The organism is Mesorhizobium sp. M1365 (assembly GCF_040317865.1).
Classification (GTDB): Bacteria; Pseudomonadota; Alphaproteobacteria; order Rhizobiales; family Rhizobiaceae; genus Mesorhizobium.
Map to the genome: position 1 here is coordinate 1 of NZ_JAMYLG010000062.1, position 20,951 is coordinate 20,951.

Sequence of the window (20,951 nt, forward strand, 5' to 3'; positions counted from 1 at the left end):
CCCATCAGCCATCGCATCAAGAAATGCGCCTGGAACGACGACTATCTCATCAATGCCATCACTCATATGCGATAGCCCTGCCCTCAAGGGGGGAGATCGGACTTCACGTCAGCCTTCGCCAATCCTTCATCGCCGCAGGAATGAGCGAGACGCTGGGTCTGCCAATCTCCCCCCTTGAGGGGGAGATGTCCGGCAGGACAGAGGGGGGCGCGAAGGATCACTCCGGTCAAAATCACTGTGCCGCGGAACTCGCTTCCGGGGGGACGCGCAGCCACAGCGCTTTTTCGCCGAGGCTGCCAACCATGCCTGCGTGTGCTGCGCGCTCGGCATCGGTCAGGCGCGACGGCAAGGCGATCGGCCGCACACCGATCGAAATATCGATGTCGTCGACATTCTGCCTGCCGCCCGCCGGAGTCAGGATGCTGTCGAGGATAAGGCTTGCCTGCTTGCCGCCGATGAGCTCGATATAGACCTCGGCCAGCAATTCCGAATCGAGCAGCGCGCCGTGCTTGGTGCGGCGGCCGTTGTCGATGCCATAGCGGCGGCAGAGCGCGTCGAGCGAATTGGGGCCCATCGGATGCTTGCGGCGCGCCAGCGCCAGCGTGTCGACGATCCGTCCCGGATCGATGGCCGGATGGCCAAGCCGGCCGAATTCGAGATTGAGGAAGCCGATGTCGAAGCCGGCATTGTGCGCGACCAGTTTGGCGCCGTCGATGAAGGCCAGAAACTCCTCGGCGATCTCCATGAAAGTCGGCTTGCCCTGAAGATCGGCGGCGCTGATGCCGTGCACGGCCTGCGCCTCGTGATGGATCTGGCGGCCTTGCGGGTTGATGTATTTGTGGAAGGTTCGGCCGGTCGGGAAGCGGTTGACCAGCTCGACGCCGCCAAGCTCGATGACGCGGTCCTCGCGCGTGTCGAGGCCGGTGGTTTCCGTATCGAAGATGATCTCACGCATCGAATCAGTCCACTGGTGCCGGCATCATTCTAACCGAATCACACCAGGAACAAAATGGCAACAAGTAATGTGGGTCTGCAAGCCTCTTAACCAGGCCTGGCTGCCTTATCCACGACTAGTTCGGCGATGATGGCCTTGACGGCCGCGCGAGTGGCGTCAAAGCCCTGACCGGTGTCGATGACAAAGTCGGCGCGCCGGCGCTTTTCGGTGTCGGGAACCTGCCTGGCCAGGATCGACGCCAGTTTCTCCTTGTTCATGCCCGGCCGCGCCAGCACGCGGGCGCGCTGGACTTCGGGCGGCGCGGTGACGACCACGACCTTGTCGACGCGGTTGCGGCCGCCGGTCTCGAACAGCAGCGGTATATCGAGCACGGCAAGCGGCGCGCCGGCGGCACGATGTTCAGCCAGGAAGGCATCGGCGTCGGCATGGACCAGCGGATGGATGATCGCTTCCAGCCGTTTCAGCGCGGCGGCGTCGCCGAGCACCCGCTCCGCCAGTGCCGCGCGGTCGACCGCACCGGATCGGGTGGTGCCGGGAAAGGCCGCCTCGACCAAGGGCGCGGCCTTGCCGGCATAAAGGCGATGCACAGCCTCGTCGGAATCATGGACCGGCACGCCGGCCTCGGCGAACATCTTGGCCGCGGTCGATTTGCCCATGCCGATCGATCCGGTGAGGCCGAGCACGATCATTTTATCGCGCCGATATCGGCAATAATTATTTGCCGCAGTTCGGCGGTGACTTCTGGCCTGATGCCGAACCACCGCTCGAAGCCGGGCACCGCCTGGTGCAGCAGCATGCCGAGCCCATCGACGGTTCTCAGGCCGCGCGCTTTGGCAGTAGCAAGCAGCGGCGTCTCCAGCGGCACGTAGACGATGTCGGTGACGATGGCGCGGTCCGGCAGTCTGCCTGGATCCGCGGACAGGCCTTCATTGCCATGCATGCCGAGCGCTGTCGTGTTGACCAGCAGGCCGGCATCTTCGAGCAATTCGCCGGTCGCCGCGAGGTTGTGGGCGGAAACGCCGGCACCGAAGCGGTCGCGCAGCTCCTGCGCCCTCGCAAGCGTCCGGTTGACGATGCGGATGTCGCTGACGCCGCGCTGCTTCAGCGCATGGATGACCGCGCGAGCGGCGCCGCCGGCACCGAGCACCACGGCGGGGCCGTTGGCCGCCCAGCCCGGTGCATATTCGTCCAGATTGGCGGCAAAGCCATGGGCATCGGTGTTGCCGCCGCACAATTCGCCATTCTCGAACCACAGCGTATTGACCGCACCGATCTGTTCGGCGTCGGCGTCGCGTCGCGCCGCCAGTGCGAAGGCGGCTTCCTTGTGCGGGATGGTGACGTTGCCGCCGCGATAGCCTTGTGCCTGCAACGTCTGCAGGAATTCGGCAAAGGCCTCCGGTGCAACGTCGATGGCCTCGTAGACGCCGTCGATGCCGTATTTCGCCAGCCAGTGGCCGTGGATCTTCGGAGACCTGGAATGCGCGATCGGGTGGCCGGTGACGAAGGCTTTTTTTGGGGCCTCAGCCATCGATCGCCCCGAACTCTCGCAGCTTGGCCAGCACCGGCAAAAGTGGCAAGCCGACAATAGTAAAATAGTCGCCTTCGATTTTTTCGAACAGCTGGATGCCTTCGCCTTCGATCTGGTAAGCGCCGACGCTGGACAACGCCTTGGCGCCGACGCGCGCCAGATGGCGGCCGATGAAGGCCGGATCGAGCTTGCGCATGGTCAGGCTGGCGATGCCGACATGCCGCCACAGAACCTGGCCGTCACGGGCGAGCACGACGGCGCTGTTGAGATGATGCGTCTTGCCCGACAGCGCCAGCAGATGACGGCGCGCTCCTTCCATGTCGGCCGGCTTGTGGAACAGCTCGTCGCCGAGCGACAGCGTCTGGTCGCAGCCGAGCACCAGGGCGCCGGGCTTGCGCTCACTGACGTCGGTGGCCTTGGCTTCGGCGAGCACCAGGGCGACGTCCTCCGGCGACACGCCAGTGTTCTGCAGCGGCGCCTCGAGCGCGCGCTCATCGACAGAAGCCGGAACCGCTTCGACAGTGACGCCGGCATTGACGAGCAGCGCTTTGCGGAACGGGCTGCCCGAGGCAAGGATGATTTTTTCGGCCATTTTTTTCGCCCGTTTGCTGGCGTCACTAGGGTGCGTCGAGATTCAGGTCAGGCCGCGCCGAAAATGGTGGCTTCCGAGAACCGGAGCGGAGCGTACATTTCGTACGTGAGCACCGGAAGCGCAGGAAACCGCCGTTTGCAGGCCGGCATCACCTGAATATCACACGCCCTAGCGCGTCTTGCCGCGCAGGGCAACGATGGCCGCCGCCGTCTCCTCGATCGAACGGCGGCTGACGTCGATCATCGGCCAGCCGTGCCGCGTGCATATCTGGCGGGCATAGGCGAGCTCTTCGGCGATCGCGGCGCGGTCGACATAGTCGGTCGGTTCGTAGGCGCTGGTGCCGAGAATGCGGTTCTGCCGGACCTGCGAGATCCGTTCGGCGGTGGCGACCAGGCCGACGATCAGCGGCCTCGTGGCATTGACCAGGCTTTCGGGCACCGGAACGCCGAGCACGATCGGGATGTTGGCGGTCTTGATGCCGCGATTGGCGAGATAGATGCTGGTCGGCGTCTTCGAGGTGCGGGAGATGCCGACGAGCACGATGTCGGCATCATCCATATTGGCCGGCAGCTGGCCATCGTCATGCTCCATGGTGAAGTTGAGCGCGTCGATGCGGCGGAAATATTCGGCGTCCAGCACATGCTGGGCACCGACGCGGCGGCCGGCCGGCGTGCCGAGATAGGACTGGAACACCGTCAGCACCGGTTCCAGCACCGAGACGCAAGGCAGGCCCATGGCCGCGCAGCGTTCGTCGATGCCGCGGGCAAGCTTCTGGTCGACCACCGTATAGAGGATGATGCCCGGCTCCTCCTCGATATCCTCGAACACCTTCGTCACCTGCTTTTCGGTGCGGATGAGCGGGTAGATATGTTCGATGGCGCGCGCGTCCTTGTATTGCGCGGAAGCCGCGCGGCCGGCGGCCAGCAGCGTTTCGCCGGTGGCGTCGGAAATCAGGTGAAGGTGAAAGAAGCTCTGCGGTTTGTTCACAGGATACATTCCAGGCTGTGGGCCGATGTGGATAAGCCGGGCGGGAAACTCGGCCACCGCAAAGCGACTGTATCAGATGGCGGTTTGTCCACAATTCGATGTGCTGTCGGCTTCTCCGGGCGGTTGGGGACAAGTCCGGGGACGGAGCTTTTTGCCTTCGCTTCATCCACAGGGGCAATTTCCCTGGCCTGGCGGCAACGCATTGACTCCAGTCGTAAATTCCCGACTTTCCACAAAGTCCTGCAATCCCGTTGGAGAAGCGCGCGACAATATGCTGGCTGGTCTTTCCGAGGGCAAAGCGGGACAGGAGACAACCACCACAACCAACAGACTCTTAGAATCATAAGATTCCTAAAAATAGAATATTTAATTATAGGGAAGCCTGGAAAGGCGAGCGCTCAATGCCTCAAGACCGGATCGTGCTGGACGTGTTGAGAGGCAAGGCGGCGTTTCCGCCACCGCTCTGGATGATGCGCCAGGCCGGCCGCTATCTGCCGGAATACCGGGAGACGAGGAGACGGGCCGGATCCTTCCTCGATCTTTGCTACGACCCGGATCTCGCCGTCGAAGTGACGCTGCAGCCGATCGAACGCTTCGGCTTCGATGCATCGATCCTGTTTTCCGATATTCTTGTCGTGCCGCATGCGCTCGGCCGCGACGTGCGCTTCGAGGAAGGACGCGGCCCGCTGCTGACGCCGATCACGGCTGCGGAAATTGCGGCTCTCGACGGCGAAACGTTTCACGTGAATCTCGAGCCGGTCTACGAGACGGTGCGGCGGTTGCGCGCCAGACTGCCTGATGAAACGACGCTGATCGGCTTCTGCGGTGCGCCCTGGACGGTGGCGACCTACATGATTGCCGGCCACGGTACGCCCGACCAGGCGCCGGCCAGGCTGTTCGGCTATCGCGAGCCGGCGGCCTTTCTTAGGCTGCTGAAGGTGCTCGCCGATCATTCGGCTGCCTATCTGATCCGCCAGATCGAGGCCGGCGCCGACGTGGTGCAGATCTTCGATTCGTGGTCAGGCGTGCTCGACGAAGCGTCTTTCGAATTGTTCTGCGTCGAGCCGGTGGCCTCGATCGTCCGGCAAGTGAAGGCTGCCCATCCCAATGTTCCGGTCATCGGCTTTCCCAAGGGCGCGGGAGATCACTATCGAAGCTATCGCCAGAAGACCGGCGTGACCGGGCTGGGCCTCGACTGGACCGTGCCGTTGTCGAGCGCGAAGGAATTGCAGCGTGACGGCGCCGTGCAGGGCAATCTCGATCCGCTGCGGCTTGTAGCCGGCGGCAAAGCGCTTGCCGACGGCGTGGGGGCGATCCTGAAGGCGCTGGGCGACGGACCACTGATCTTCAACCTCGGCCACGGCATCACGCCGGAGACGCCGCTGGCGCATGTCGAGCAGATGGTGAAACTGGTGCGGAGCGCATCGTGACGATGATGGGCGCAGACAATGCGAACGGCACCAACACCGGTAAGGGCGCGATGCGCCGCGCGGCAATCGCGATCGCCATCTTCCTGGTGCTGGCCGGGCTGCTGTTGCTGTTCGGGCCCGATGATTTCTATCCCTGGGCGAAGGCGATCCATGTGATTGCCGTCATCTCCTGGATGGCTGGCATGCTCTATCTGCCGCGCTTGCTGGTCTATCATGCCGATGCCGAAAAAGGCTCCGTCCAGTCGGAGACTTTCAAGGTGATGGAGCGCCGCCTGCTGCGCGGCATCATCAATCCGGCAATGGTGATCACCTGGGCATTCGGCCTGTGGCTCGCCTGGAAAGGCTTTGGTTTTCAAGGCGGCTGGCTGCATGCCAAGATCGCTGCGGTGGTTGGCCTGTCGGCCGTGCATGGCTATCTCGCCGGCGCCGTCCGGACATTTGCCGAAGACCGCAATGAAAAATCGGCAAGGCACTGGCGGATCGTCAATGAGATCCCTACATTGCTGATGATCGTCATCGTCGTCCTGGTAATCGTGAAACCGTTCTGACGTCTTCGGTTGCCCGCAAAAGGCGGCTTGCTCTTTCAACCGACCGACGATAAAAGACGGGTCTTCCTTCCCGTCATGCGCCGCCCATTTGTCGCTTCGGCCGCGCCCGGCATTTGTCGCATCCCGCCGATATTTTTCCCAAAGCTTACTCAGAGTCCGTCTAATGATGCAAGAAATGAAGCTCACAGAGTTCAAGAACAAGAAACCGCCAGAGCTGATCGCTTATGCGGAATCGCTCGAAGTCGAGAATGCCAGCGTCATGCGCAAGCAGGAGCTGATGTTCGCGATCCTGAAGAGGCTGGCGACCCAGGATATCGAGATCATCGGCGACGGCGTCGTCGAAGTGCTGCAGGACGGCTTTGGCTTCCTGCGCTCCGCCAATGCCAACTATCTGCCGGGTCCCGACGACATCTATATTTCACCGTCGCAGATCCGGCGGTTCTCGCTGAAGACCGGCGATACGGTCGAAGGGCCGATCCGCAGCCCGAAAGAGGGCGAGCGCTATTTCGCGCTGCTCAAGGTCAACACGATCAATTTCGACGACCCGGAAAAAATCCGCCACAAGATCCATTTCGACAATCTGACGCCGCTTTATCCGACCTCGCGGCTGAAGATGGAGATGGAGGTTCCGACCTCGAAGGACATTTCGGCGCGCGTCATCGACCTGGTGGCGCCGCTCGGCAAGGGCCAGCGCGCCCTGATCGTGGCGCAGCCGCGCACCGGCAAGACGGTGCTATTGCAGAACATCGCCCATTCGATCACCACCAACCATCCGGAATGCTATTTGATCGTGCTTCTGATCGACGAGCGGCCGGAGGAAGTCACCGACATGCAGCGCTCGGTGAAGGGCGAGGTGGTATCCTCGACCTTCGACGAGCCGGCGGTGCGCCACGTCCAGGTTGCCGAAATGGTCATCGAGAAGGCCAAGCGCCTGGTCGAGCACGGCCGTGACGTCGTCATCCTGCTGGATTCGATCACCCGCCTCGGCCGCGCCTACAACACCGTCGTGCCGTCATCCGGCAAGGTGCTGACCGGTGGTGTCGACGCCAACGCGCTGCAGCGGCCGAAGCGCTTCTTCGGTGCTGCCCGCAACATCGAGGAAGGCGGCTCGCTGACCATCATCGCGACGGCGTTGATCGATACCGGCAGCCGCATGGACGAGGTCATCTTCGAAGAGTTCAAGGGCACCGGCAATTCGGAAATCGTGCTCGACCGCAAGGTGGCGGACAAGCGCATCTATCCGGCCATGGACATCCTCAAATCCGGCACCCGCAAGGAGGACCTGCTGGTTCCGCGCCAGGACCTGCAGAAGATCTTCGTGCTGCGCCGCATCCTGGCGCCGATGGGAACGACCGACGCCATCGAGTTCCTTATCGACAAGCTCAAGCAGACCAAGACCAACGCGGATTTCTTCGATTCGATGAATACGTAAAGGGGGCAAGGCGCTGTCCCGCCGGCGTTCCGGTTCTGTGCACCTCGACCTATCGACGGCGCAACTGCCGCTCGAGTTCCTCAGCGTCGGTTATCACCGGCAGGCAGACCTGCCCCGTGCAGAGCCAGGCGCCGGGCTCGGTCGTTGGCGGCAGGACGCCGCCTGGCAAGGCCGGCAGATTTGTCGCCGAGCCAACAGGCACGACGACGTCCACCCGGCGCGGGTCTGGATTTCGATTCGCAACCGGAACAAGCCTTGGATGCTCTGGTCTATCCACGATCACCAGCTTCAGCGGTTCAAGCGCCAAGGCACAGGCATTGACTATACCCGCCTGGCCATAGCCCTGGTGCTCCGCCCGCCCGCCCGCGTGCTCTGCGACTGTCCAGGCTTTTTCCCAGAGATCGAGATCGCCCGAAAGCGACGACAATCGGACCAGAGCCTCGATGATCTGGCCGGTAGCGGAAGGAATGGCTTCGTCGACATCGCCGCGGATGCGGATGGGCACATCCGCGCTGTCGGACGCGGTCAGATAGTAGCCGGTCTTGTCGCTGTCCCGGTGCCAAAGATCGAGTTGCTCAATGAAGTTCCCGGCGCGATCGATGTAGCCGGGATTGCCGGTCGCCTCGAACAGTGAGATGGCGGCGTTGGCCATGGCGGCATAGTCGCTCGACAGAGCCGGAAACAGCTTCTTTGCGCCGAGCATCGAATGCGGCAGGCGGCCGTCACGTCCGGCAGCCGCAATTGCGCCAAAGGCCGTTGCCGCCGCTTCGATCCAGTCGGATCGGCCAAGCGACCGTCCGGCCTCGGCAAGGGCTGCGATCATCAAGCCGTTCCAGTCGGTCAGGGCCTTGCCGTCACGCCCGGGCCGCACGCGCTGTTCCCTCGCTGCCAGCAGCCTTTGCTTGAGCGGAACCAGAAGGTCACGATCGATGACGCTCTGCGCCTGTTGAGCATCAGTCTGGCAAATGATCGGCTTGCCTTCCCAACCATGCGGGTCGGCAAGCGTGAAGTATTTGAAAAACAATGCTGAATCGTCGCCAAGGGCTGCTTCTAGCTCATCCCTGCTCCAGGTGTAGAACAACCCCTCCTCGCCCTCGCTATCGGCATCAAGGCTGGCGGCGAAGGCATCGCCCTCGACTCGCATTTCGCGCAACAGCCAGGCAATCGTCTCTTCGATTCGCAGCCGGAACAATTCCTTGCCGGTTGACGCGTAGGCCCAATTGCACAAGCGGATGAGCTGGGCATTGTCGTAGAGCATTTTTTCGAAATGCGGGACCAGCCATTCGGCGTCGGTCGAGTAGCGGCTGAGTCCGCCGCCAATATGGTCATAGATGCCACCGGCCAGCATCTTTTCGAGGCTGAGGAGAACGGCGTCGCGGTGCGATGCGGTGCCGTCGCGCAGCCAGGTCAGCCAGAGGCTCTGCATGAACGGCGCGTTGGGGAATTTCGGCGCGCCGCGCAGACCGCCCAAATCGCGGTCGATCATGCCGTCAATGCCATTGGCGAGGTTCGCCAGCATGCCGCGGTCGAGCACGGCCTTGGCATGGCTGCCCGCCAGCCGCGTCTCGACATGCGTGGTCAGGCCGTCGGCACTCTGGTTAACGCTTTCTTTCTTCTCCCGCCAAGCCTTGTCAACCGCCTCCAGCACCTGGACGAAACCCGGCCGGCCGTAGCGGGCTTCGCGCGGAAAGTAAGTGCCGCCCCAGAACGGCTTGCCCTCCGGCGTCAGGAACATGGTCAGCGGCCAGCCGCCCTGCTCGCCCATCGAGGACAGCGCCGCCATGTAGATCTGGTCGATGTCGGGGCGCTCCTCGCGGTCGACCTTGATATTGACGAAGAGACGGTTCATGACGGCGGCGACGTCGTCGTTCTCGAAGCTCTCATGCGCCATGACGTGGCACCAATGGCACGCGGCGTAGCCGACAGAGAGCAGGATCGGACGCTGCAGCACCTTTGCTTCGGCCAGAGCGGCGGGCGACCATGGCCGCCAGTGCACGGGATTGCCGCTGTGCTGCTGCAGATAGGGGCTGGCCTCTTCGGCAAGCAGGTTTTGTGCAGGCAATGTCACGGCACTACTCGATGCGGATTGAACAGGCATAGCTAGGGCGCTTCGGCAGAGCGGGCAAATGATTTCAAAAGACTCCATCGTGGCGCTGTCGAGCGGGCGCCTGCCGGCCGGCATTGCGGTGATCCGGATTTCCGGGCCGCAGAGTCGATTCGCTGTCGAAACGATTGCTGGATCGAAGGTGCCAAACCGCGTTGCCACCTATCGCAAGTTCCGGGCGCCCGACGGATCGGTGCTGGACAGCGGCCTGGTCGTCTTCTTTGCCGGCCCCGACAGTTTTACCGGCGAGGACGTTGCAGAGTTCCATGTGCATGGCGGGCGCGCCGTTGTGGCGAGGATGCTGGAAACGATCGCCTCCTTCGACGGCGTCAGGCATGCCGAGCCTGGCGAATTCACCCGCCGCGCCTTTCTCAACGGCAAGCTCGATCTGGTCGAAACCGAGGCGCTGGCCGATCTCATCAACGCCGAAACCGAGGCGCAGCGGCGCTTTGCCGTTCACAACGCCCAAGGCGTGCAGAGCGAACTCTATCTGGGCTGGCGCCGACGGCTGATCCACGCCCGCGCGATGATCGAGGCCGAGATCGATTTTGCCGACGAGGACGACGTGCCGGGCTCGGTCGCCGACACAGTCTGGTCGGATGTTCAGGCCGTGATCGACGAAATCGAGCGCCATGTCGCAGGCTTCCGGGCTGCCGAGATCATCCGCGACGGGTTCGAAGTCGTCATCCTCGGCGCACCGAATGCCGGCAAATCCAGCCTGTTCAACGCCCTGGCGCGGCGCGAAGCGGCCATCGTCACCGACGAGCCGGGCACGACCCGCGACCTGCTCGAGGTGGTACTGGACCTGCAAGGGGTGCGGGTCAGGGTAACCGACACCGCCGGTCTGCGGGAGGCGCCCGGCAAGATCGAGGCGATCGGCATCGAGAAGGCCAGGACCAAGGCGCACAGCGCTGATCTGCTGTTGCTGCTGGAGGATCTGGCGGAGCCAATCGCGATCGGTATGCTGCCGGGCGACATTCAGGCGCTGAGGGTCGGAACAAAAATTGACCTGCTGGGGGGCAAATCGCCCTCGCCTGCGGTGCACTATGATTTCGCTATCTCGACGCGGGACGGCACGGGTCTGGCCGAATTGCTGGACGAGATCGGGCGTCGTGCCGCAGTCCAGATCGGCAAGGCCGGCGATATCCTGCCGTCGCGGCTGCGGCACGTCGAGCTGCTCAACGAGACGAAACGCTTCCTGCTCGCAGCAGTGGCCAGTGGTGATCGCGGGCAGGAGCTACGGGCCGAGGAGCTGCGCCTGGCGGCGGATCGGCTTGGACGAATCGTCGGGTCGGTCGATGTAGAGGATATGCTGGACGTTATCTTTTCGCAGTTCTGTATCGGCAAATGACTCACGTGAAACATTGCCAAGTGCCGAGATGCGGGCGTGCTGTTAGCTATGCTCGCATAGTGGCGGGAAGCCGGTGATGATTCACGTGGAACACGTAGCGAAGAACGCAGACGGAATTGTTTCACGTGAAACGACTAGTTGGTGTCCTTGACAGCGCAGGCTCACGGGCACATGTGTCGGCAGATTTGAATCGGAATATACAAATGACCAATCGCTATGATGTGGTGGTGGTGGGCGGCGGTCATGCTGGTTGCGAGGCGGCTAGTGCGGCCGCGCGGGCTGGCGCCAGGACCGCGCTGGTGACGCTGCGCTTCGACACGATCGGCGTGATGTCCTGCAATCCGGCGATCGGCGGCCTCGGCAAGGGCCATCTGGTTCGCGAGATCGACGCCATGGGCGGGCTGATGGGGCGCGTCGCCGATGCCGCTGGCATCCAGTTCCGCCTGCTCAACCGCCGCAAGGGGCCAGCCGTGCGTGGTCCGCGAACACAGGCCGACCGAAAACTCTATCGCCTCGCCATGCAGGCGGCAATCCGCCAGCAGGCAGGCCTCGATGTCATCGAAGGCGAGGTGCTGGATTTCGAAATCAACGACGGGGAAATCGACGACGGACGCATCGCGGCGGTGCTGCTGGCGGATGGAAGCCGGCTCGCCTGCGGCGCCGTCGTGCTGACGACCGGCACTTTTCTGCGCGGGCTGATCCATATCGGCGAGAAGAAGATCGTCGCCGGCCGCATGAACGAGCAGGCGAGCATCGGCCTGTCGGCGACGATGAGCCGCGCCGGCTTCAAGCTCGGGCGGCTGAAGACCGGCACGCCGCCGCGGCTGGACGGCAGGACGATCGATTGGGCGTCACTGGAGAGCCAGGCGGCGGACGAGGACCCCGTGCCGTTCTCGCTGCTGACCGATCGCATCGAAAATCCGCAGATCCATTGCGGCATCACCCGAACGACCAATGCGACGCACGAGCTGATTCGCGCCAATCTCGGCCGCTCGGCCATGTATTCGGGCTCGATCGAAGGCGTCGGGCCGCGTTATTGCCCGTCGATCGAAGACAAGATCGTCAAGTTCGGTGACCGCGAAGGCCACCAGATCTTTCTGGAGCCGGAAGGACTGGACGACGACACGGTGTACCCGAACGGCATTTCGACCTCGCTGCCCGAGGACGTGCAGCTCGACATCCTGAAGACCATTCCGGGGCTGGAGCGGGCAACCATGCTGCAGCCGGGCTATGCCATCGAGTATGATCATGTCGATCCACGCGAGCTCAAGCCGACGCTGGAAACCAGGCGGATTGCCGGCCTTTTCCTCGCCGGCCAGATCAACGGCACCACCGGCTACGAGGAGGCCGGCGCGCAAGGGCTGCTTGCCGGCTTGAATGCAGCGCGCAAGGCGTCGGCGAGCGAGGAAATCGTGCTGAGCCGCACCGAAGCCTATATCGGCGTGATGGTCGACGATTTGACCAGCCGCGGCATTGCCGAACCCTACCGCATGTTCACCTCGCGGGCCGAGTTCCGGCTATCGCTCCGAGCCGACAACGCCGATGAGCGGCTGACGCCACTGGCGATAAGGCTGGGGATTGCCTCGCCGGAGCGGATGCAGCGGTTCAACAATAGTATGCAAGACCTTGAGAAGGCGCGACAGCTCGCCCTCGGCACCACCATGACCCCCAATGAGGCAGCGCGCCATGGGCTCGAAATCAACCGGGACGGCGTCCGCCGCTCGGCCTATGAGTTGCTGGCCTATCCCGGCGTCGACATAGCCTGGCTGGCGCGGGTCGAGCCGGCTTTCGCGGCGATCGACAGCAAAACGGCCGAACGTCTTGAAACGGAAGCCAAATATTCTGTCTATCTCGACCGCCAGCAGGCCGATGTTTCGCAGATCAGGCATGAGGAGAGCAGGCTTATTCCCGAGTCGCTCGACTTTGCTTCTGTTCCCGGCCTGTCGAACGAGTTGAAGCAGAAGATGCTGGCACGCCAGCCGCGCTCGATTGCCGATGCGCAACGCATGGAAGGCATGACGCCGGCGGCGCTGGCGATTATTGTCGCCCATGTCCGCAATGCCGAGGCGGCCGCGCGAAAGCAGGTCGCGTGAGCGCTGCGTCCTGGGCAAACCTGCAGGCGGCAGCGGGCCCGGTTTCACGTGAAACATTCGATCGCCTGGTCGAGTTCGAGGCCGTCTTCCGGAAATGGAACTGCCGGATCAATCTGGCCGCGCAATCGACGCAGGACGATGTCTGGCGCCGCCACATCCTCGACAGCGCGCAGCTGGCGCGAATCAAACCAGAGGCGAAGCGCTGGGTCGATCTCGGCTCCGGCGGTGGGTTTCCCGGCCTTGTGCTGGCCTTTTTGCTTGCCGAGCGGGACGGCGCCGGTATCGACCTGGTTGAAAGCAACCGGAAAAAAGCATCGTTCCTGCAAGCGGTCATCGGACAGTTCAGCCTGCCCGCCAAGGTTATCGCGCGCCGCATCGACGACAGCTATCCCCTTGTTCCTGCACCGCAAATCGTCACAGCCAGGGCACTCGCCTCGCTGCCCGACCTGCTCGACCTGGCGGCACCGTGGCTGACCAAGGGTTCGCGCGGCCTGTTTCACAAAGGCCGGGATTACCGCGCCGAAGTGGCAGAAAGCGCTCAACGATGGTCTTTCGATCTGGTAGAACATGCCAGTGCAACCGACGCACAGGGCGTCATTCTCGAAGTATCCGACTTGCGACAGCACCCTGGCTTGTGACCGGCGACCCAAATGAATTTCTGGCATAGACCCATGATGAAGAACGGCCCCCGAATCATCACCGTCGCCAACCAGAAGGGCGGCGTCGGCAAGACGACGACCGCCATCAATCTGGCCACCGCGCTGGCGGCCATAGGCGAACAGGTGCTGATCGTCGATCTCGACCCGCAGGGCAACGCCAGCACCGGGCTTGGCATCGACCGGCGCGACCGCACCGTCTCGTCCTATGATGTGCTGACCGGCGAGCTGGATCTCGAAGCGGCGGCGATCCCGACGGCGGTGCCTGGCCTGTCGATCGTACCGTCGACGCTCGACCTGCTCGGCATCGAGATGGAAATCGCCTCGGCGCCGGATCGGGTGCTGCGGCTGCGCAACGCGCTGCGGGCTTCGGCTGAGCGCTCGGCCAATTTCGGCTATGTGCTGATCGACTGCCCGCCGTCGCTCAACCTGCTGACACTGAATTCGATGGCTGCGGCCGATTCGGTGCTGGTGCCGCTGCAGTGCGAGTTTTTCGCGCTGGAGGGCCTGAGCCAGCTTTTGGAGACGGTCGAGCAGGTGCGCCGCTCGATCAACCCCGACCTGACGATCCAGGGCATCGTGCTGACCATGTTCGACGGGCGCAACAATCTCGCCAACCAGGTGGTGCAGGATGTGCGGGCGCATATGGGCGACAAGGTCTATGAAACCGTCATCCCGCGCAATGTCCGCGTTTCCGAGGCGCCGTCCTACGGCAAACCGGCGATTCTCTACGACCTCAAATGTTCGGGCAGCCAGGCCTATCTGCAGCTTGCTTCGGAAGTCATCCGCCGCGAGCGCAAATTGCGTGCCGCTTAACCGGTTGTAAATAATAAACCCGATTCGATACCGAAACGATCTGGACGGACGATGAACGAAGACCCTTCGAGGAAAAGACTGGGACGGGGACTGGCGGCCCTGATCGGCGAAATCGATCGCCCAGCGGCACCGGAAAAGCCCGGGTTGGCGGGCGACGGCAAGGTGCCGATCGAGTTCCTCAGCCCCAATCCGAAAAACCCGCGCCGGCATTTTGGCGACGCCGACCTGACCGACCTCGCCCAGTCGATCCGCGAACATGGCGTGGTGCAGCCGGTGGTGGCGCGGCCGTCGAAAACCCAACCGGGCCGCTACGAGATCATCGCCGGCGAGCGACGCTGGCGCGCGGCGCAACGCGCCGGGCTGACCGAAATCCCGATTATCGTGCGCGACGTCGACGATCGCACGGCGCTCGAACTGGCGATCATCGAAAACGTCCAGCGCACCGACCTCAACCCGGTCGAGGAGGCGCTCGGCTACCAGCAGCTGATCGACGACCATGGCTATACCCAGGCCGATCTCGGCCAGGTGATCGGCAAGAGCCGCAGCCATGTCGCCAACACGTTGAGACTGCTCAAGCTGCCCGACGTCATCCGCGACATGCTGGTCGACGGGGCGCTCTCGGCCGGCCACGCCCGTACCCTGGTGACGGCCAACGACCCGGCCGGGCTTGCCAAGCGGATCATCGATGAGGGGCTTTCGGTGCGCCAGGCCGAGGCCTTGGCGCAGCTGCCGGTCGGCGCGCCGTCGGCAAAACGCCAGCCCGCCGCACCGCCGCAAAAGGATGCCGACACGCTGGCGCTGGAGCGGCTGATGACCAGCACGATCGGCATGATCGTCACGATCGAGCACAACCAGCGCGGCGGCGTGATCAGCGTCGCCTACCGGACGCTGGAGCAGCTTGACGAGCTTTGCCGAAGGCTGAAGCGGGAGTAGGTAGGTTGCTAAAATTAGCCGGCAAATAAGATTTTTGCTGCCGTGCGGTGATTGGCGAAATCGTCGAAGTAGTCAAACCTCCCCCTTGAGGGGGAGATGGCCGGCAGGCCAGAAGGGGTCGTCAAATTTCAAGCGCCACCTCCTCTGTCGTCGCGGAAGGGGCTGGTGTTCTACGCGCTGTGACCCCCTCTGTCGCCTTTGGCGACATCTCCCCCTCAAGGGGGGAGATCAGGTGCGCTGCGCCAGCCTGGCGCTCTCCACGGCGATGCCGAGCAGGGCCTGGCGTGCCAGCGCGATCGACAGATCCGGCCGCCGGCGTGTCTGCAGCACCGCCGTCTGCAGGCGGTTGAGGGCGCGGCCGAGCGCCTCGCTGCTCCAGCGTTCGAGGGCTTTCTCGACCAGCTTGCGCCGGGAGAAAAACACCGGCGGGCGCGCCGCGGCAACGACCGAAGCGGCATTGCGGCCGCCGGCGTCCATCAGGCCGCGCATCGCCTGAATCGCCTGCAACTGCCGCATCGCCGATGAAAGTACCAGAAAGGGCTGGCCGCCGGACTGGCAATGGCGGGTGAAGGCGGTGTCGAAGTCGGCGATCCTGCCTTCGAGCAGGGCGTCGACCGCTGCGTCGAAGGAGAGGCCCGAGACATCGCCAGACGTCGCCTTGACGTCGTCGAGGCCGATTTCGGCCTGGCCATGCGCGTAAAGCACCAGCTTTTCGATCTCGCCGCGCGAGGCCAGCCGGTCGCCGCCGAGATTGCGGCGCAGCGCCTGCCGCGCCTCCAGCGTCATCGACATGCCGGCCTTGCGCAGTTCGTCGTCGATGATCGTATCGATATCTCTGGCCTCATCGGCGTAGCAAGGCAGAGCCATGGCATTGTCCGCCGCCTCCACCACGGCGCGCAGGCCGACGCCCTTCTTCAGGTCGCCGGCCTCGATGAGGATGATGGCGTCCCGCGCGGGCTCCGACGTCAGCGCCTTGACGTCATCGGCAAGCGCCTTCTGAGCGCCGGCGTTGCGCACCCATAGCAGGCGCCGCTCCGAAAACATCGGCACGGTGCGGGCCTCGTCGAGCAGGCGGCCCTCGTCGCGATCGACCTCCGAACCGTCCAGCCTGACGACCGAGAACGGATCGTCAAGCGGCAGGCCGGTCTTGCCGGCAAAGGCCTTTGCCCGCTCGGCAACCAGCCCGCGATCGGGACCGTAAAGCAGCACGATCGAGACGCGCGGATCCGGCTTCGCGAGCCATGCATCGACCTCGTATGCTTTCTTTTGTGCCATGGGCGCTGATTAGCATGACGCGGGCGCGGGGTGAACGGCGCCGCCCTCCTTTCCTTCTCCCCCTTGTGGGAGAAGGTGGATTGGCGCGCAGCGCCAAGACGGTTGAGGGGTGCTGGCCGGAGCGCTGTTGGTGCCAAGCTGGAACACCCCTCATCCGACCGAGCTTCGCTCGGCCACCTTCTCCCACAAGGGGAGAAGGAGGTGCTCGTGCCGCCCAACCCGACGCATTGCCTTATCTGGCGGGAAACCCGGCGCAATCATCTCCCAAATTGCGCGCCGGCGCGGAAGATCGACAAGAAATTTCGCCGACATATCTCCATCCTGTCGGCCGCGGGCAGCAGCCAGCGGCAGCGAAGCCTCGCCCGACGAATTGGCACTGGTCTGGCGGTGTGCAAGTATCCTGGCCGGGCAACAGTGGAGGACCGAGATCATGGCCGATGCCGGAATGCTGCGCTTCCATGTTCCGGAACCGGAAGTGCGGCCGGGCGGGACGCCGGATTTCTCTAATGTGAGCATTCCAAAAGCTGGCTCGGTGCCGCGCCCGAAGATCGACGTCGACCCGCGCGACATCCGCGATCTGGCCTTCTCGATCATTCGCGTGCTCAACCGCGCCGGCGAGGCGGTCGGGCCGTGGGCAGGGCTGCTTTCGGACGAGGAGTTGCTGGAGGGGCTGCGCCATATGATGACGCTGCGCAGCTTCGATGCGCGCATGCAGATGGCGCAGCGCCAGGGCAAGACCTCTTTCTACATGCAGCACCTCGGCGAAGAGGCAGTGAGCTGCGCCTTCCGCAAGGCGCTGTCGCGCGGCGACATGAATTTTCCGACCTATCGGCAGGCCGGCCTGCTCATCGCCGACGGCTACCCGATGGTCACGATGATGAACCAGATCTATTCGAACGAGGCCGATCCGCTGAAAGGGCGGCAATTGCCGATCATGTATTCATCGAAGGAGCACGGCTTCTTCTCGATCTCCGGCAATCTGGCGACGCAGTACATCCAGGCGGTCGGCTGGGCGATGGCCTCGGCAATCAGCAACGATTCAAAGATCGCCGCCGCGTGGATCGGCGACGGTTCGACCGCCGAGTCCGACTTCCATTCGGCGCTGGTGTTCGCCTCGACCTACAAGGCGCCGGTCGTGCTCAACGTCGTCAACAACCAGTGGGCGATCTCGACCTTCCAGGGCATCGCCCGCGGCGGCTCCGGTACTTTTGCCGCCCGTGGGCTCGGCTTCGGCATTCCGTCACTGCGCGTCGACGGCAACGACTATCTCGCCGTCCATGCGGTGGCCAAATGGGCGGCGGAACGGGCGCGCAGCAATCTCGGGCCGACGCTGGTCGAATACGTCACTTACCGCGTCGGCGCCCATTCGAGCTCCGACGACCCGTCGGCCTACCGGCCGAAGGCCGAGTCCGATGCCTGGCCGCTCGGCGACCCGATCGTCAGGCTGAAGAACCATCTCATCCAGCGCGGCGTCTGGTCGGACGAACGCCACGCCCAGGCCGAGGCGGAAATCCTCGACACGGTGATTTCGGCGCAGCGGGAGGCCGAGCGCCATGGCACGCTGCATGCCGGCGGCAAGCCCTCGGCGCGCGACATGTTCGAGGGCGTCTATGCCGAGATGCCGCCGCATCTCAGACGCCAGCGCCAACAGGCAGGGGTCTGACCATGCCGCGGCGGACCATGATCGAGGCGATCCGCGACGCCATGGACGTGTCGATGGCACGCGACAGCCAAGTCATCGTGTTCGGCGAGGATGTCGGCTTCTTCGGCGGCGTCTTCCGCTGCACGCAAGGCCTGCAGGCGAAATACGGCAAGAGCCGCTGCTTCGATGCGCCGATCAGCGAATCCGGCATTGTCGGCGCGGCCATCGGCATGGCCGCCTACGGGCTGAAGCCTTGCGTCGAAGTGCAGTTTGCCGACTATGTTTATCCGGCCTATGACCAGATCGTCTCGGAAGCGGCGCGGCTGCGCTACCGGTCGAACGGCGATTTCACCTGCCCGATCGTCGTGAGAATGCCGACCGGCGGCGGCATTTTCGGCGGCCAGACCCACAGCCAGAGCCCGGAGGCGCTGTTCACCCACGTCTCCGGCCTGAAAGTCGTGGTGCCCTCGAACCCGCATGACGCCAAGGGCCTGCTGATCGCGGCGATCGAGGATCCGGACCCGGTGATCTTCCTGGAACCGAAGCGGCTTTATAACGGGCCTTTCGACGGTCATCACGAGCGGCCGGTAACGCCATGGTCGAAACATGAGCTCGGCGAGGTTGCCGACGGCCATTACACGGTGCCGCTCGGCAAGGCGGTGATCCGACGGCCGGGTGCGGCGGTCACCGTGCTTGCCTACGGCACGATGGTCTATGTCGCCCGGGCGGCGGCCGAGGAGACCGGCATCGATGCCGAGATCATCGATCTGAGGACACTGCTGCCGCTCGACCTCGAGACGATCGTCGCCTCGGTCAACAAGACCGGGCGCTGCGTGGTGGTGCACGAGGCGACGCTGACATCGGGGTTCGGTGCCGAACTTTCGGCGCTGGTCCAGGAGAACTGCTTCTACCATCTGGAAGCGCCGGTGGCGCGGGTCACCGGCTGGGACACGCCCTATCCGCATGCGCAGGAGTGGGACTATTTTCCCGGTCCCGCCCGGCTAGGCCGCGCGCTGGTCGAAACGATGGAAGCCTGAAGAGGGAACGATGGGCGAATATGTCATCAAGCTGCCCGATGTCGGCGAAGGCGTTGCCGAGGCCGAGCTCGTCGAATGGCAGGTCAAGGTCGGCGACCTCGTGCGCGAGGACGCCGTGCTTGCCGCTGTCATGACCGACAAGGCGACGGTCGAAATTCCGTCGCCCGTCGATGGCGAGATCGTCTGGTTGGGCGCCGAGATCGGCGACACGGTGGCGATCGGCTCGCCGATTGTCAGGTTGAAGGTGGCCGGCGAGGGAAATGTGAACGCAGGCGCGAAATCGGCGGAGGGTGAGGCGGCACCTACCCCCACCCCTAGCCCCTCCCCACAAGGGGGAGGGGGACGAGCTTCGGCCGCCAAAGCCGAAGCCAGGTCCAGCTCGCCCTTGGTCGGGTATGTGCCAAGAACCGAGGGCGCACGAACGGCGGATACGGAGTCCCCCTCCCCCTTGTGGGGAGGGGTTAGGGGTGGGGGTACTGCGCCGGCTTTCGGGGGTATAGCGCCGGTCGGTGCGCCGCGTCCGGAGGGAGAAAAGCCACTGGCCTCGCCGGCCGTCCGCCTCAGGGCGAAAGAGGCCGGCATCGACCTTCGGCAGGTCCCGGGAACCGGCCCAGCCGGCCGCATCCGGCACGAGGATATCGACGCCTTCCTGGCACGCGGACCGCAGCTCGCGAAGGCTCCTGGCCTCGCCCGCAACGAGGCGGTCGAGGACATCAAGATAATCGGGCTCAGGCGAAGGATCGCCGAGAAGATGACGCTGGCCAAGTCGCGCATCCCGCATATCACCTATGTCGAGGAGATCGACGTCACCGCGCTCGAGGATTTGCGCGCCGCGCTCAACAAGGAGAAGCGGCCGGGCGCAGACAGGCCGAAGCTGACGCTGCTGCCGTTCTTGATGCGGGCGATGGTCAAGGCAATCGCCGACCAGCCCAATGTCAACGCACTGTTCGACGACGAAGCCGGCATCGTCCACCAGCATGGCGGCGTCCATATCGGCATCGCCGCGCAGACAGCTTCCGGGCTGATGGTGCCGGTGGTCAAGCACGCCGAGGCGCGCGACATCTGGGACTGTGCAGCCGAGGTTGTCAGGCTGGCCGAGGCGGCAAAATCCGGCACGGCGACGCGCGACGAGCTCTCGGGCTCGACCATCACCATCACTTCGCTGGGCGCCATGGGCGGCGTGGCGACGACGCCGGTGATCAATCATCCGGAAGTGGCGATCGTCGGCGTCAACAAGATGATGGTGCGGCCGGTATGGGACGGCAGCCAGTTCATCCCGCGCAAGATGATGAACCTGTCCTCCAGCTTCGACCACCGCGTCGTCGACGGCTGGGACGCGGCGGTGTTTATCCAGCGGATCAAGACGCTGCTGGAGACGCCGGCGCTGATTTTTGTGGACTGAGGAGATGAGAACGGTCGCAAAGGCCCCCTCGCCCGGCAGCATGGGGCGCCGGGACGCTGGCTCCCCCTTCTCCCCTTGTGGGAGCAGGTGTCGCCGAAGGCGACGGATGAGGGGTGCTCCAGCTTGGCACCTACCGCACTCCGTCCAACACCCCTCATCCGTCTCGGCGC

The 20,951-nt window shown here is 64.0% G+C and carries 18 protein-coding genes; 11 read left to right on the plus strand and 7 right to left on the minus strand.

All coding sequences use genetic code 11. The features are described from left to right. Nucleotides 1–232: 232 nt before the first annotated feature. The 5 genes from dnaQ to NKH04_RS31210 all read right to left on the minus strand — a co-directional run bounded on the left by dnaQ (nt 233) and on the right by NKH04_RS31210 (nt 4,062). Nucleotides 233–955 carry a DNA polymerase III subunit epsilon gene (gene dnaQ / locus NKH04_RS31190; RefSeq protein WP_352473994.1) on the minus strand — a complete coding sequence of 241 codons (723 nt, stop codon included), beginning with the start codon at nt 953–955 and terminating at the stop codon, nt 233–235. 86 nt (nt 956–1,041) lie between these two features. Further along, complete coding sequence (gene coaE, locus NKH04_RS31195; protein ID WP_353045498.1) at nt 1,042–1,644, minus strand: dephospho-CoA kinase; 603 nt, start codon at nt 1,642–1,644, stop codon at nt 1,042–1,044. After that, complete coding sequence (locus tag NKH04_RS31200; RefSeq protein WP_353045499.1) at nt 1,641–2,483, minus strand: shikimate dehydrogenase; 843 nt, start codon at nt 2,481–2,483, stop codon at nt 1,641–1,643. Before NKH04_RS31200 ends, coaE begins: the two co-directional genes overlap by 4 nt. Continuing rightward, nucleotides 2,476–3,075: a Maf-like protein gene (locus NKH04_RS31205; RefSeq protein WP_352541915.1), complete on the minus strand. Its 600-nt coding sequence runs from the start codon at nt 3,073–3,075 to the stop codon at nt 2,476–2,478. The genes NKH04_RS31200 and NKH04_RS31205 overlap by 8 nt, the downstream gene beginning before the upstream one ends. Nucleotides 3,076–3,243: 168 nt before the next feature. Then, nucleotides 3,244–4,062, minus strand: a complete 819-nt coding sequence (locus NKH04_RS31210; protein ID WP_254817949.1) for a pyruvate, water dikinase regulatory protein — start codon at nt 4,060–4,062, stop codon at nt 3,244–3,246. Nucleotides 4,063–4,463: 401 nt separating this feature from the next. On the opposite strand from NKH04_RS31210, the gene hemE reads away from it, so the two are divergent. From hemE to rho, 3 genes are all read left to right on the plus strand, one after another. Next, nucleotides 4,464–5,492 (plus strand): uroporphyrinogen decarboxylase, encoded by a 1,029-nt coding sequence (gene hemE, locus NKH04_RS31215; protein ID WP_352980325.1) that lies wholly within the window; start codon nt 4,464–4,466, stop codon nt 5,490–5,492. 2 nt (nt 5,493–5,494) lie between these two features. Further along, the gene (gene hemJ / locus NKH04_RS31220) at nt 5,495–6,040 is read left to right on the plus strand and encodes a protoporphyrinogen oxidase HemJ (protein WP_502906942.1); all 546 of its coding nucleotides are present in this window, start codon (nt 5,495–5,497) and stop codon (nt 6,038–6,040) included. Nucleotides 6,041–6,206: 166 nt separating this feature from the next. Then, the gene (rho, locus tag NKH04_RS31225; protein WP_023675925.1) at nt 6,207–7,472 is read left to right on the plus strand and encodes a transcription termination factor Rho; all 1,266 of its coding nucleotides are present in this window, start codon (nt 6,207–6,209) and stop codon (nt 7,470–7,472) included. A gap of 49 nt (nt 7,473–7,521) precedes the next feature. Here the strand turns inward: rho and NKH04_RS31230 are convergent, their stop codons facing one another. Beyond that, the gene (locus tag NKH04_RS31230) at nt 7,522–9,540 is read right to left on the minus strand and encodes a thioredoxin domain-containing protein (RefSeq protein ID WP_353045500.1); all 2,019 of its coding nucleotides are present in this window, start codon (nt 9,538–9,540) and stop codon (nt 7,522–7,524) included. Between the two features lie 58 nt (nt 9,541–9,598). Between NKH04_RS31230 and mnmE the strand changes: the two genes are divergently transcribed. From mnmE to NKH04_RS31255, 5 genes are all read left to right on the plus strand, one after another. Beyond that, on the plus strand, nt 9,599–10,927 hold the full coding sequence (gene mnmE / locus NKH04_RS31235; protein WP_353045501.1) for a tRNA uridine-5-carboxymethylaminomethyl(34) synthesis GTPase MnmE: 1,329 nt from the start codon (nt 9,599–9,601) through the stop codon (nt 10,925–10,927). A gap of 203 nt (nt 10,928–11,130) precedes the next feature. Then, nucleotides 11,131–13,020 (plus strand): tRNA uridine-5-carboxymethylaminomethyl(34) synthesis enzyme MnmG, encoded by a 1,890-nt coding sequence (gene mnmG, locus NKH04_RS31240; protein WP_353045502.1) that lies wholly within the window; start codon nt 11,131–11,133, stop codon nt 13,018–13,020. Then, nucleotides 13,017–13,658: a 16S rRNA (guanine(527)-N(7))-methyltransferase RsmG gene (gene rsmG / locus NKH04_RS31245; RefSeq protein WP_353045503.1), complete on the plus strand. Its 642-nt coding sequence runs from the start codon at nt 13,017–13,019 to the stop codon at nt 13,656–13,658. The genes mnmG and rsmG overlap by 4 nt, the downstream gene beginning before the upstream one ends. A 33-nt stretch (nt 13,659–13,691) precedes the next feature. After that, a complete protein-coding gene (locus NKH04_RS31250; protein ID WP_084642633.1) occupies nt 13,692–14,492 on the plus strand; it encodes a ParA family protein in 801 nt (266 codons plus the stop codon). A 51-nt stretch (nt 14,493–14,543) separates the two neighbouring features. After that, nucleotides 14,544–15,425, plus strand: a complete 882-nt coding sequence (locus NKH04_RS31255; protein WP_352770435.1) for a ParB/RepB/Spo0J family partition protein — start codon at nt 14,544–14,546, stop codon at nt 15,423–15,425. A 228-nt stretch (nt 15,426–15,653) separates the two neighbouring features. On the opposite strand, the gene holA is transcribed toward NKH04_RS31255, so the two are convergent. Continuing rightward, nucleotides 15,654–16,700 (minus strand): DNA polymerase III subunit delta, encoded by a 1,047-nt coding sequence (gene holA / locus NKH04_RS31260; protein WP_352770432.1) that lies wholly within the window; start codon nt 16,698–16,700, stop codon nt 15,654–15,656. Between the two features lie 430 nt (nt 16,701–17,130). On the opposite strand from holA, the gene NKH04_RS31265 reads away from it, so the two are divergent. The 3 genes from NKH04_RS31265 to NKH04_RS31275 are packed head-to-tail and all read left to right on the plus strand — an operon-like array spanning nt 17,131 to nt 20,781. Then, a complete protein-coding gene (locus NKH04_RS31265; protein ID WP_352566898.1) occupies nt 17,131–18,363 on the plus strand; it encodes a 3-methyl-2-oxobutanoate dehydrogenase (2-methylpropanoyl-transferring) subunit alpha in 1,233 nt (410 codons plus the stop codon). A gap of 2 nt (nt 18,364–18,365) precedes the next feature. Next, complete coding sequence (locus NKH04_RS31270; RefSeq protein ID WP_352770428.1) at nt 18,366–19,379, plus strand: alpha-ketoacid dehydrogenase subunit beta; 1,014 nt, start codon at nt 18,366–18,368, stop codon at nt 19,377–19,379. A gap of 10 nt (nt 19,380–19,389) precedes the next feature. Beyond that, nucleotides 19,390–20,781 (plus strand): dihydrolipoamide acetyltransferase family protein, encoded by a 1,392-nt coding sequence (locus NKH04_RS31275; RefSeq protein ID WP_352770425.1) that lies wholly within the window; start codon nt 19,390–19,392, stop codon nt 20,779–20,781. The last annotated feature ends 170 nt before the right edge of the window (nt 20,782–20,951 follow it).